6 protein-coding genes are annotated in these 13,526 nt (G+C 70.1%); 3 read left to right on the forward strand and 3 right to left on the reverse strand.

Translation table 11 applies throughout. From position 1 onward, the window contains the following. Positions 1 to 421: 421 nt before the first annotated feature. Positions 422 to 1,741, reverse strand: a complete 1,320-nt coding sequence (locus LK06_RS32350) for an ISL3 family transposase (protein WP_043432648.1) — start codon at positions 1,739 to 1,741, stop codon at positions 422 to 424. 345 nt (positions 1,742 to 2,086) lie between these two features. Further along, a complete protein-coding gene (locus LK06_RS32355) occupies positions 2,087 to 3,322 on the reverse strand; it encodes a hypothetical protein (RefSeq protein ID WP_159025249.1) in 1,236 nt (411 codons plus the stop codon). A 157-nt stretch (positions 3,323 to 3,479) separates the two neighbouring features. Between LK06_RS32355 and LK06_RS32360 the strand changes: the two genes are divergently transcribed. The 3 genes from LK06_RS32360 to LK06_RS32375 all read left to right on the forward strand — a co-directional run bounded on the left by LK06_RS32360 (position 3,480) and on the right by LK06_RS32375 (position 12,601). Then, entirely contained in the window at positions 3,480 to 5,492 is a 2,013-nt protein-coding gene (locus LK06_RS32360) for a helix-turn-helix domain-containing protein (protein ID WP_052318859.1), read from the forward strand. Between the two features lie 141 nt (positions 5,493 to 5,633). Further along, positions 5,634 to 10,940 (forward strand): NACHT domain-containing protein, encoded by a 5,307-nt coding sequence (locus LK06_RS32365; RefSeq protein ID WP_159025248.1) that lies wholly within the window; start codon positions 5,634 to 5,636, stop codon positions 10,938 to 10,940. Between the two features lie 437 nt (positions 10,941 to 11,377). Continuing rightward, entirely contained in the window at positions 11,378 to 12,601 is a 1,224-nt protein-coding gene (locus LK06_RS32375) for a PIN domain-containing protein (protein ID WP_159025247.1), read from the forward strand. Positions 12,602 to 12,651: 50 nt separating this feature from the next. Here the strand turns inward: LK06_RS32375 and LK06_RS34815 are convergent, their stop codons facing one another. After that, positions 12,652 to 13,143: a hypothetical protein gene (locus LK06_RS34815; RefSeq protein ID WP_043432639.1), complete on the reverse strand. Its 492-nt coding sequence runs from the start codon at positions 13,141 to 13,143 to the stop codon at positions 12,652 to 12,654. Positions 13,144 to 13,526 lie beyond the last annotated feature (383 nt).

A 13,526-nucleotide genomic window follows, 5' to 3' on the forward strand; every position in this document is an offset into this window, starting at 1 on the left:
GCGTTGACGAGGCGCACGGCGGGTTCGGAAGGCGGTCCGGGGAAACGGGCTGGTCGAAAGGCCAGTACCGCGCCCCGGGCCGACCTTACCCGACTCCACGGTGAGATAGGGCACATCCCGCCCGTCGAATACGAAGCCAACTACTACACCGAACTCAAGAAACCCCAGGTCATCACCACGATCTGAGATCTCTACCGAACCCGGGGCGGTTCACTCTGGCGCTTGCCGAACTGCATTCCCGCAGCGGCCGGCTCTCGGCTCCCTGTTCCTTGTCAAGGGCTTCGCAGCCCTCGACACCACCGCACTGGACTCGGCCCTCGAGGTGCTGCGCACCCGGGCCGGCAGCGACCCGCCTTGTCATGGTGATCAGCCACCTGCACGCCGTCGCCGAGGCCGTCGACGACGTGCTGTTGGTGGGTCTTCAAAGTTGAGCGGTGCGGAGGTGTCCGCGGGCTCGGCGGGTGGTGACGCAGCGTGTCCGTAGCCGCTGGTTGTCGGCATTGCGAAGGCCGAACGCGTTGCGGGCGACGAGCTTGATCACGCGGTTGATGCCTTCGCTCTTGGCGTTGCTGTGCCCGGTGTCGATGAATGCGGCGATCTCGGCCCACCAGCGGTCGACGGTGACGGAGAGCTGCCGCACCTCGGGGATGTCGGAGTCCGCGCACCATGTGAGGAACTTCCAGCGGGCGTGGCCGACTTGGTGACGGTCGGCGCCGGTTCTCGCCAAGGCGAGGAGGTTGCGCAGGTTCTCCTTGGCGATCCATGCCGTCAGCAGGGTCTGGCCGATCCTCCCCTCGCCCAGCAGCGTGTTCCACATCGTGGCGAACTGCTCGTCGGTGAGGTCCTCGCGGTTGCGCAGCAGGCGCCGCCTGGCTTTCCATTCCGGGTCACTGGCGCGCCCGCGTCGGCCGCGCGTCTCGGCGGTGGTGCGGCGCCGGACCATGGACAGCATCTTGTTGGCGAGCTGGACGACGTGGAAGTGGTCGACCACGACGGTGGCTTGCGGGAGACCGGTGCGGACGGCGGCGCGGTAGGTGGCCGACATGTCGATGGTCACGTACTCGATGCTCTTTCTCCAGGTCAGCGGGGTGGCGGTGAGCCAGGCGAGCACATCGGCGACGGTGCGGCCCTCGACCTGTCCGAGCAGGCCGCCGGTGCCGAGCGCGTCGACGAACCCCGTATGCCACCGGTCGCGCGTCAGCATCCACTTGCCCGTGGCGGGGTCCTGTTCCCAGCGCGGCCGTCCGCGCCGGGTCTCGTCGATGCCCAGCACCTTCACCTCGGGCAGCGGGGCGTCGGTGACCTCGTTTGCGACGGCGCGGAAGGCGTCCATCACGGTCGGCCAGGACAGACGCAGATCCCGGGCGGCCTGGATGACGGTGGAGGCGGCGTCGCGTATTCGCCGTCCGGCGGCACCGCGCAGTCGCATGGTGATCCGTGCGCCGGCCGGTAGCTGCGGGATCTGCTCGGTGAAGGACCGGCGCGGACAGCCGGCCTCCCGGCACCACCAGCGGCGCTTGTGCCAGCGGAACTCCAGTCCGCTCTCGCCGTACGGCAGATCGCGGGGCCGGGTCACCGCCGAGCCCTTCACTCTGGTGGCGAACACCCCGCAGGCCGGGCACGCCCGGGCCCTGTCATCGGCCGTGGCCAGGTGGACCCGGCGTATCCCGCCCGCCAGCCGCTCGACCCGGACGACGGACACCCCGTCGAGGTCGAGCAGCAACGTCGTATCGTTGAGCAAGCCCGTGGCTCCTGCATGATCGTTCTGCGTAGAGAACAGAAATGATCACGCAGGGCCACGGGCATCTTGCGTCCAGGGCCAAGCAGCCCGACCCAACACGGAGCGTGACGCCGTGTCAGCAAGCCGAACCAGCGCACCGCTCAACTTCGAAGACCCCTGTTGGTGGAGCGAACCGCTGCCGGGTCATCCGCCCGCTGGCTCACACCGGACGAGCGCGAAGAACTGGCACAGGCTGATCTGGCCAGCGGCCTGCAAGCACTGGCACGGTAGTTCGGCCACATCGTGCGGTGTTCCGCCCGGGCAACCTCCGGTTCGCTACTGCGCCCGGGATGCTGGCTCGGCGCTTCAGCGGTGGCGCAGCCGGGCCAGGAGCCTGCGCCAGCGCCGCCACCGGCGCGGTTGGAATTCCCGGGCGGCGGGTTCGGGACCAGGCGCCGGACCGGCAGCTGCCCGGGTCTGGGGGGCGAGATGGGGAGCCTGGTCCGCGACGGAAATGGTGCTGCCGGGGGAGGGGGCGGTGTCGGCGGGAAGCGGGAGGGCGAGTTGCTGCGGCCGGACGGGGGCGAGCCGGGGCTGCTGCTGGGCGTAGCGTTCGCGGGCCTTGCCGCGCCGGTATGCTTCGCGGCCGGACTGCGCTGCTTCCAGGTCGGCCATCGCGGTGACCGCGGCGCCCAGCAGGGCGGGGGCAGCCAGGGCGCGCAGGGGCAGGGGCAGCAGGCCCCACCAGGCGGCGCCATCAGCGGGCCTGGGGTGGCTGATCTTCCAGTCCCGCTGCCACGAGGCGGCCGATCCGCTCCAGTCCTCTCCGGCCCGGGGCGGGTAGGTAATCGGGTGGCCGCCGAAGGGCAGCAGCAGCGTGCCACCGCCGTCGCGCCAGGCCACGGCGAACTGGGCCTGCGCCAAACGCCGCTGGCCGGAGGCGGGGCTGATTTTGTCGATGCGCTGGTCCTGCCGGCGGGTACGGACCCGGACTTGGCCAGCCGGGCGGTAATGGGTGCCGTCGTGGCGGTCGAACAGGACCCACTGCCGCGTCGCGGTGTCCCGGTCGGCCAGGATCCGGTCGACCTGGTGGTCGCTCAGCTCGCCGTGGGGGAGGTGGATGACGCCGGCGCCGGAGGGGGCCTCCAGCCGCAGCGCCAGCACCGGCATCACCTCCGGTTCGGCGGTGGCGGTCACCGCCACCCGGATGTGCACTGCGGGCGCGGCGGCAACGAGGTGCTCGGCGAGCGCCTGGGTGTCGGCGACGGCGGCCCGCACACGGGCCAGATGCTCGGGGCTGGCCGGGCAACGGTCGATCTCGTGCCGGGTGTGACGGAAGCGGGCGGTGAAGTCGGCGTGGTCGCGGGGCCCGCACAGCTCCAGCGCCCGCCCGCACGCCAGGCAGATGTAGCGGTCGGAAGCGCGCCCGCGCGGCAGAACGCGGACGCTGTCCGGCGCCTGGCGAAGGTCGACGAGCAGGCCCGTGGTGGTGTCCACGGCTATGTCCCCGTGCCTGGGGCGCCGGTGGCGGGCATCGGGGACGGCGCGGGCGGGGTGGCGGACGGCGGAGGAACGGCGGCTCGCAGTAGCGGCGGTGCGCATAAGTCAGCTCCCGGTAACGGCGGTTGGGTTGAGCGGTACACCTTGAGCGTGCGGCGGCCGGGAATTGTCCACACCACCCACGGAGGGTTCGCGCAGGTCGACTCTGGACATTGCTGGGTATGTCCAGGACAAAGCGAAGGCGCTGCTGGGGGCGTGGATGGCGGGTGGGGGAAAGCGGGGCCGCAAACCGGCCCCGATCCGGGCGGAGACGCCGCAGGCGCGGGCGTTAGCCGAGTTCCTCAGGGAACTGCGCGAGAAGTCCGGCAAGACCTACGACGACCTGGCCAAGGAACTCAGTTGGTCCCGCTCCAGCATCGGCAACCACCTGTCCGGCACGGTGCCGACGATGGACGTGGTGCTGAAACTGGTCGAGGCCACCGCCCCGGCCGGCCAGCTCGAGGCGATGAAAACCCGGGCGGTCCGGCTGTGGGAACGGGCGACCAACCCGCCCGCCGGAGACCTGGCCGTACGCCGTCCGCCCTCTGGGGCAGCGCCGGCAGCCGCGCGGTTCATCGCCGAGGGCCGCGGACGCCTGGCCCAGGCCGACGCCCACAGCCACCGCCTGGCACACGACCTGGCCACCGCCCAGGAACTCGTGGTCCTGCTCACCGCACTCAACGCCCAGCTGAGGGTCCAGATCGAACAGCTCGCCGCCGTCTCGCCGGAGAGCGAGAACGCCGAGCAGGCCCAAGAGAAGCTCGCCCGCGCCATCGAGCAGCTCAAGCAGACCGAACAGGACCTCGCCGAAGCCCGCCAGGCCCGCAACGAGGCGGAGAAACTTGCCGCAACCGCCCGACGCCGCTGCCTGGAGCTGGAAGAAGAACTCGCCGTCCTCCGCCTGGTTGGCCCCGCCACGGAAGAGGACACCGCACCTAAACCGGAGCAGCCCGAGCCGGACTTGGACCAGGCGGCGTTCCTGGCCGACCCGGCCCAAGCCCTGCGTACCGCTCGCATCCTGCTCGACCAGGGCCACGCACTGCGTACCGAAGTGGCCGGCCAGATGGGCCTGGCGGCCTCCACCGCCGCCACCGACATCACGGTGCGGCGCAGCGAGCGCTGGCACGCCGCCACGACGCTGCTCGGCCGCACGCTCGGCTGCCTGATCGCCGCCGCCGGCGCCTCGCTCCACCTGGTCGCCCTTGCCGCGCACGCCCCCGGCTGGATCGTGATCACCGATCCGGTCGCCCTGTCCGGGCTCGTCCTGGTCGCCGAACCCTGGCACTTGATCGCGGGCTTGTGGCCGTGGTTGCGCGCGGCGGCACGCCGCGAACCGCTGCCTCGACCGCTGCCGATCACCTATGCCACGCTCGCCCCCCGCGCGCTGCGCTGCCTGACCGCGGCCCTCGCCGCCGCAGGCGCGGTGGCGAGCGTGCAGGCCGGCCTTTCCTGGGGCCCGTGGTGGTGGCTGCTCACGGCCCCCTGGACGATGCTGTTCTTCTCGATCACGGTCGTGGGCTACGACCCGGCTCTGCGGCGCACCGCCCGCGCAGCCCTGGCCGACCTCGCCGCCGACCTTCGCGCACCGAACCTGTCCCCGAACCATGCCGCCGAACCCGCCAAGAAGCAGCCGTGGCTGCGTGTGATGGACGCGCAGTGGATCGACCGCCGCGCCGACGAACTCCACACCGTACTGTCCGGCAAGTGGCGCGAGGCTCCTGCATGGATGTGGATCTGCCTGAGCCCGATCGTCTTACCCGGCCTGTACGGCATCGGGGTCGGCCTCGCCCAGGCCGTCGGAGCTCTCGACCTCGGCCACCACGCCCACTTGGCGGTGCGCACCGTCGACGAACCGGTCACCCGGTTCCTTCACGCCCATACCGCTGGCCTGCCGCTCACCCCCGGGGCGGCGCACGCCCTGTGGATCGGCCTCGGCATCCTGGCGCTGGTGCTCTCCACCGTCGTTCGAGCCTTCGCGGCGCGGCTGACGTGGATGCTTTGGGGGGTGGGCACCGTTGCGATGACGTGGTTTGGGACCGGACAGGCCGCCCGGGGCACCGCGGCCGGCCTGGTGGCCGTCGTCTGGGGGCTGGTGTCGATCATCGCGCTGAACGGTGTCGGACAGCGCCCCCGGATCACCACGATCAACCTCTTCGGCGATGTACGCCCGGCCATGCAACCCGAGAAGGACACGGAAGAGGCCGATGCGGGGGAGACGACCACCCGCGAGTGAGGGCGTGGCCTGGACGCATCAATGGGCACAGCAGTCCCACGTCGCGGTTGAATCACCCCACGGCGTCGCACAGCCAGCAGATTCATCCCTCGTCGGGGACTTGCCGAGAAAACGCAGGAGTGCCGTGCGACGATACGGGTCGTGGCGAGGCGGAGCGGTGCGGTGGTGCGGTCGTCGGGGGAGGTGCCGACGAGCCTGCGTGTTCCTCCTTCGGGCAAAGTTGCGCCACCGATTGCCACCAAGGCCGACTATCTGCCGCTGGATCAACTGCCGTGGCCGGACGCGGAGCGGCTGTTTCTGCGGCTGACCGAGCTCGACGGCCAAGCCGAGTACGCCGAGTTGTACGGCACAGCAGGGCAAGGCCAGGAAGGCATCGACCTGTTCGTCCGCAACACCCGCGGTCCGGCCGCGTCCGCCAGCACTGATCCCGGCCGCCGCTACACCACCTTGCAGTCAAAGCGTGTGGCGACGCTGACACCGGCGGACATCATCAAGGCGGTCGACAAGTTCCTGGCCGGTTCCTGGGCCGACCGGTCGGAAGTCTTCATCTACGCCACCACCCATGCCCTGCGCCCCACCACGCTGGCTGAGGAACTTGAGCGCCAGGCGGACAGACTGGAGAAGGCGGGGATCCGGCTCGAGCGCTGGGGATGCGAGTCGGTGAGCGAGCGGCTGCGGCACCTGCCCGAGATCGTCGACGACTTCTTCGGCCGCGCCTGGGTGGCCGAGTTCTGCGGTCCCGAGGCCGCACAGGCTCTGGCGGGCCGGCTGCCGGGCCAGGATGTGGAGGCATTGCGCGCGGGCCTGCGCAGCCTGTACCGGGCGTCCTTCGCTCTTCAGGACACAGGGGCGGCCCTGCTGGCTCCGGCCGTGTCCGCACACCCACCGAAGCCGCTTGAGTACGTCCTGCTGGACATCACCGACAGCGGCGGTGAGTTCCTAGCGGGCCTGCCGGGCACCGCGGGCGAGCAGCCCGACAGGGCGGACGAGCGCCGGGACGGTCACGGTCTGCCCAGCGCAACAGCACCGGGTGCGGCAGGAACAGCGGAGATGGAAGAGGTCGTCGGCGGGTACGGCCCCTGGTCCTACCGTGACGCCGTACCCGCCGTGGACCGTTTGCTGGAGCGCGGCCGGGTCGAGGACGAGCTGGGCGGCCTGGAGGTGACCCGCAGCGCCTGCGACGAGTGGCTGGCCGACGGTGATCTTTCGGTCGTGGCCGGCGGGCCAGGGGCGGGAAAATCGAGTCTGTTGCGCTTTGTGGTGTCCGACCTCCTGGACGACAGGCCCCGTTCGGCAGCCCTGGCCGCGAAGTTCGGCTCGCATCTGCCGGTGTGGTTGCCGTTTTCGTTTCTGTGCGAATACCTCAAAGGGGACGCCGAGCGGTCGGTGGAGTCCGCTGTCCGGGCCTGGCTCACCCGCTACTCCGCGCAGCACCTGCACGATCTGGTGGCGCGGGCCCTGGCCGATGACCGGCTGCTGCTGGTCGTGGACGGTCTGGACGAGTGGACCGACGAGGACAGCGCCCGCCCTGCCCTGACCCTCCTGGAGAACTTCGTCCGCAGCCGCAACGTCGCCGCCATCGTCTCCAGCCGCCCCTACGCTCTGCGCCGTCTGATGCCGCTGGCGGGATGGCGGGTGGGAAACCTGGCGCCGCTGTCTGCGGCACAGCAGCAGAGCATGACACGGGCCGCCTTCGCCAGGGCCGTGACCGCCGAGCCGGCCACTCCCGCGGGCGAGCGGAAGGCGAGCACTGTCGCGCAGCGCCTCATGGGCGAGACCGCCGACCGCTTCCTGGACGAAGTCAAGGCCGTGCCCGACCTCAAGGCGCTGGCCGCCGTTCCGCTGTTCCTGCTGATGCTGGCCGGGATGTGGTCCAGCGGCCCGCTGCCCACGCGACGCATGGAGGCCTACCGGCGGCTGGTTGACGTACTGCTCGAGCAACATCCGGCCATCCGGCGACGCGACGTGCGCCGGCCCGCGGGCGGACTGGACGCCCGGGACATCCGCCAGGTGCTGGCCGCTGTCGCCTACGAGCTGAGACAGGCCGACACAGGACCTGCCGCCAGCACCCGGGTATGGCGCGTCGGCGTGGTCCGGGCACTGTGCGATGACGACCTGTTCGGCTACGACAGTACGGAGGCCCGTCGTCTGGCCCCGCAGATCATGGAGGTGGCCGAAGGCGATCTCGGCATCCTGCTCGCCCAGGGAGCCGGCACCCTCGGTTTCGCCCACCGTGCTGTCGCCGAGCAGCTATGCGCCGAGCACCTCATGACCCTGCCCCTTTCCGACCAGCGGGCCGTCGTCCGCTCCAGAGTGGGAAGCCGTTCCTGGCGGGACGTGCTGCTGGCGTTGCTAGCCGGGCAGGACCGCCCGAGCGACGCCGCCGAGCTCCTGCAGACGGCCCTCGATGCAGGCCCGAAGAACTCGACTGCGGAATTGGGCGGCCACGATCTGGCCGCGGAGGCCCTGGCCGCCGGAGTGCGCATGCCCCATCGGGAGGTCACCCGCTTCGCCCAGCTGCTGTGCGCCCGCGTCGAGCACCACCCCTGGATGCCTCACCGGGCACGTCTGCTCGCCGCCCTCACTGGCGCCCTGGCCGAGACCACGGCCCGCCGGATCTTGCTGCCGTGGTTCGCCCGCAAGACCATCGCCACCACCGACGAGCCGAACGCCTACTGGTCGCTGCGCCGCACAGACATCGCCGTACCGGACGCCGAGACGATCCTCCTGCAGGCACTGCGCCACCCATCTGACGCTGCCAAGCACGCCGCGGCCCACGCCCTCGCCCAGCGCATGGCGGGCACCGACGAAGTGGCACAGGCCCTGGCCGTCCTGACACGCGAAGGAAGCGACACCACCATCCAGGCCGCCGCGCTCGAAGCGCTGGTCACCGGCTGGCCCGGGCATATCCGGACGACGGAACTGATCTCCTGGGGCATGCGCCAGGGCGCGATCGGCATCCGGGCCGTCGCACTGCGCGCGCACCGGGCCCTGCAACGCGATACCCCCCAGGGCACAGAGCCCTACGACGAGAACGACCGCCAGTGGCTGCTCAGCCTGCTCGAACGGGACTCGGTGGGGGACACCCTGGACCGGGTCACCGCGGACATGGTCAGCGACGCAGCGCAGGACGACGAGTCCGTGCGAGACCTCTGCCTTGCCATCTTGTCGGGCACTCCCGGCCGGCCGGGCACGCCCGGTTGGAGAGAGCTCGCCTGGTGGGTGGTGCTCACGGCATTTCCGCACGATTCGAAAGTCGTCCAGTGGGCGGCACGCACGATCGCTTCCGACGACTACTTGCCCTATTCCCTGGCCCACGCGCCGGCCACCTGGGCCGATGAGCCTGCCATCCGCGACGCCGCTCAGACCCGCCTCCTGCACGAATCCTTCCACCCGGCAGACAACACCTTCCATCTGGCCCGGCTGGCCCGCACCGGCCAGGTCCGTGATCACCTGATCAGTGCCCTCGACGCGTCCTTCGGTACAGCCGTAGCTGCCCGGGCCCTCCAAGAGCACTTCGGCGATGACCCCGTTGCTCGAGAAGCCCTGCTGCGCAAGATCAACGGTTCTGCTGATGAGGCCGTGTCCTTCGTCGAGGTCGTGGCCGCGGTCCTGGGACCAACCGACGGCATCGAACGCCTGCTCCAGATGATCCAGCAGCGCCCCCGGGAGGGCGTCCAGCATGCCATCTCCGCCCTCGCCAGCCTCTGGATCGACTGCAAGAACGCCGTACGTGGCGAACCCTCTCCCGTCCTGTCCGATCAGGCCGAACACGCTCTGGAACACCACGACGCACAGGCACTTGCCCGCGTCTGCCTTGATGCGGTGCCAAGAGGGAAATTCGGCACCGCGCGCGGCTGGATCATCGGAGCATGGCCCGAAGTCCCCGAAGTCCTGACCTACGCCCGCCAATGCCTGACCGGCGCCGAGCCCGAGGTCGGCCCGGTCCTCATCGGCTATGGCCCGCTCAACAGCCCGCAAGCCGCACAGATCATCACCGAAGCAACGGCCCTGCTCAATCCGCTCCCGCCAGCTCTGCGCATGCTGATCGCCCAGCAGCTCACACGGCGCGGCATCGACACCGACACCGTGACCGAGCTGCTCAAGGAATGGCGCCACGACACCTCGAGCCCAGTGCGCCGGGCCGCCGCGACATCACTGGCCCGTGCCCTGGCCGTCACTCCCGTCACGGCGTCCGGCAGCGACGGCGCGACACCGGAAGTCACCACAGCACACCCCAACTGGCAGCAGGCACGGGAGAGGCTGCGCGCCGAATGCCGCCAGGAACTGCTCGCTCACGATCTGGACTCGGGCGACGACCGCCGACGCACCGCCTGGGTGATCATGCTCCTGCTCGGTGACGTCGCCCTTCTGGAAGGCGTCGTCGAGCGCAACAACGGCCGACCCGCCTCCGTCGAATTCGACGATCCCCTCTCCGGCCCTGACCCTCAGCTGACCGAGCTGGTCGCAACCCACTGGACCGCGCTTCAACAACAGTGCGGCAACCGGCTGCCCGAGCGCCTGGCCGGGCGGCTCAGCCGCACCCCTCCGGAGCTCACCACCGTATGGGCCACGCTGGCGACTGTTGCTGCCCGGCACCCCGAACTCGACCGCGCACTGAGCGATGCCGTGCGCGCCGACCTCGAACTCCTGCGCGACAAGAATGTGTTTGCCTGGTACGCCGAAACCAACCCGGACGATCCAGACCTGCTCCACCAAGCAGCCCAGGCGGCCCAGGCCGACAACGACCCCCAACCCGTGCTCCACGTGGCGGGCAAACTCCACCCGCTCGACGCCCATAAGCGTGAACTGCTGGAACTCCTGATCCGCCCCCCGGGCAGAAAGCCGTCACCACAACTGATCAGTGACGACGACATCGACATGGCCGTCACCGGCTGGTGTCGCATCGCCTTGGCCCGCCTTCTACCGGACGACCCGCACACGCACAGCCTCTACCGCGCCCTGCAACAACACCTGGCCGGCGCCTACCGGATCGACTGGACCTGGCCCGAAGCCATCGCCGTGACAATCAACCTCGCCCCGGCCGTCCAGGTACCCGACCTCACCCTGCGCATGGCCGAACGGCTCCAGCGCCGCGATGCCGGCTTCGCCGCGCCCGCACTCCTCAAGGCAACAGCCCACCGCGTCCGCCGTGACCCTCAAGCCGAACAAGCCATGATCGACGCCATCACCAGCCCCGACACCATGGACACCAGCGCCGCCCCGTGGCAGCTCAAGGGGCGTACCTACACTGCTGCACCCAGCCAACTGGCCCACCAGCAGATCCTCCTGGCCGGCATTCTGGCCACCGCCACCGGGCTGCCCGCTGACGTCGCAGCGGCCCTGGCGCCGCTCACTGACAGCGACAGCGTCCTGCACGACAACCCCCTCATGGCACCAAGGCCGATCAGGCTTGCCGTACTCGATCTCCTCGACACCGTTCGCTGAGCTCCGAACGTCGTTGCGCCCTCGACCTGCCCCACCCCGCGCACAGTGGCCTCAACCCAGCGCTGCACGAGCGTGCCGTCCACCCCGGTGAACTCCGCCTCCACCGCGCCCGGTTCCGGTACCCGGTAGACGCCGCCCGCGACAGCGGGTAGGCCGGTCGGCGGGCCGTCCTGGCTGCTGTCGATGATCACGTACTCCAGACAGGGGCACACCGGTCGTGCCGCACAGGCGAACTGGGCGGTAACCAAGACACGAGCTTCTCAGCTCCCAGCCCTCGTCACGAGCGTGCGACCCTACGGTGCCCTCTGGCGCCGCCAGTGTCAGTGCGGCCTCTGTACCTTCCCGCCCGCCCCGCGAGCAATATGCGCGCCACGCGGGGCGGCTCTCCGCTGCACAATGAGGCATCTTCAGCCACCTGGAAGGAAGGCGTGCCGCCGATGCCGCCAACGCGCATCCCTGTGGTCGCAGTGGACACCACAGAGTTCTTCACCGACCTCACCCTCTCGAAAAGCGCGTGGTCGCTGATGCGTGTCTGGGCCCTGAAGGGACACGCCAAGCTGTGGGTCCCGGAGGTCGTGATCCAAGAGACAACACGGCATTACCGGGGCCACCTCGACGACCATGTGAGGAAGCTGAGCGACGCCGACAACGCCCTGTACGAACTGGCCTGGGACCGGGACAGCCAGTCCTCCGTCGAGCGACGGCACGACGAAGTCGCCGCTCTTCAGAGCGGCTACGAGAAGTGGCTTCGAGCGCGGCTGGACAGGGTCGGCGCGGTCACCCTGCCCCTCCCGCGCATGTCCCACAAAGAGATCCTGGGGCGCATGCTGCGTGAGGAGAGGCCTTTCCGCGCCAAGGGCGGCGGAGGGAAGAAGGGCTCGGACGGGTACCGCGACATACTCATCTGGGCGAGCATCGCCGAGCACGGAGCCGAACACCTCGGCCCCGAGGACACTCTGTATTTCATCACCAACAAACACAGCGACTTCTGCGAAGACCAGAAGACCGACACGGTCGCCCGTGCCCTCCTCGCGGACCTCACCGGACAGCCCCCGCAGGACAAACAGGTGTACGCCATGGGCTTCCAGCCCCTGGACGGCAAGATCCCGGCCGTACAGCGCCTGGACAAGCTCGCGAACCTCGCCCAGATCCTGCCGAAGAGCGCACAGGACGCCGCCGAGCTGACGTTCCAGGACCGGCTGGCGACGGATGTTCACCTGCGCACCCGCCTGCAACAGGCAGTCAAAGATGCGTGTGACGAGCTGGCCGGCAGGGAGATCGACGACGTCGACCGGGTCGAGCCGTACGGAGCCGGCCTGGACTTCGACGAACTCCGTCTCCCACTCGCCGACCCACGCCTCGCGGCGATCGACGTGCACCCGGACACCGTACGAGCCGCTGTCTACGGAACCGACCCCGATGCCGAGCCGGTTCAGCTCCTCGCCACCGTCACCGCCGAGGCCGAAGCCCACGTGGAGGGCTTCCTCCACGTCTCCGACCACGACGAGGACTCCGACTTCTCGGTCTCCCTTGTCAACGACTACACGTACGAAGCGGAAGGCACTCGCCCGGTAGTTCTCCACTTCAACGCCCGCTTCGACCCCGATCACGAGAACGCCATCGAGCTCGATCTGGAGAAAGCCACCCCATTGGGCAACTGATGTCCGAGTAGACCGCCCTTCACAGCCCCACGGCGCCAGCCCTCGGGGTGTCAGCCGTCGACCTGGCCCTCGGCAAGAACCTCTGCCAGCTCCTCGGCGGGCAGGCGGGACCACCGGGCCACGTCCTGAAGAGCCACCCCGGCAGCGACGGCCGTGGCGGCGGCATGCAGCACGGCCCGGTCGATCAGCTCGGCACTGTGGCTGAGGTGCTCCAGCAGCGCGCGGGCCACCTCGGCGGTGGTGCCGCTTTGCACGCCGCGCAGCTGCGCCAGCTGCTCCCGGCTCTCGTCGAGCAACTGGGTGATGCGGAGGCGGTGTACCGCACGCCGCGCCACCGAAAGCCATCGCCGCTGCGCGGCCGCCACCTCCGCAACGCCGCGCAGATCGAGGTGCTCCAGGGGCTGGTCGGCGTCCGCGTCCAGCAGCCAGCGCCCGTGCCTGAGGCAGACCCGCCGCCAGCGCGGCACGTACCGCACCGCACGTACCGCCTGCCCGGTGCGCCGCGCGGTGCACAGCCGACAGCCGAACGCGGCCGGCGCCACCACCGCGCCTGCGCCACGGCGGCCTCTCTGTCGGTGCTGATCTTGGGGTCGTCCACGGTGAGTGCCAGCAAAGCGCGCGCCAGCACCGCTGGCTCCACCCTGCACAGCTCGGCGAGCACACGCCGCCCCGCCACACGCCGCCCCGCATCGTTGAGCACGACCTCCGCATCGGCCCGCACGCCGCCGTCGTGCCGCGCAGGAAAGTTACGGCACGTCCACAGCCGCAGCACATTCCCGGCCGCCGGACCGTAGCGGGCTGCGACCCGGCTGATCAGCGACGCGGTCAGTTCCCCGGCCAGCAACATGGTCCGCAACGCCCCTGCTGCCACAGCTCTCCCCTGTGCCGTTTCCTGTTCTTGGAGCCCCATGCGGGACCCTGAAGA

The organism is Streptomyces pluripotens (genome assembly GCF_000802245.2).
Classification (GTDB): domain Bacteria; phylum Actinomycetota; class Actinomycetes; order Streptomycetales; family Streptomycetaceae; genus Streptomyces; species Streptomyces pluripotens.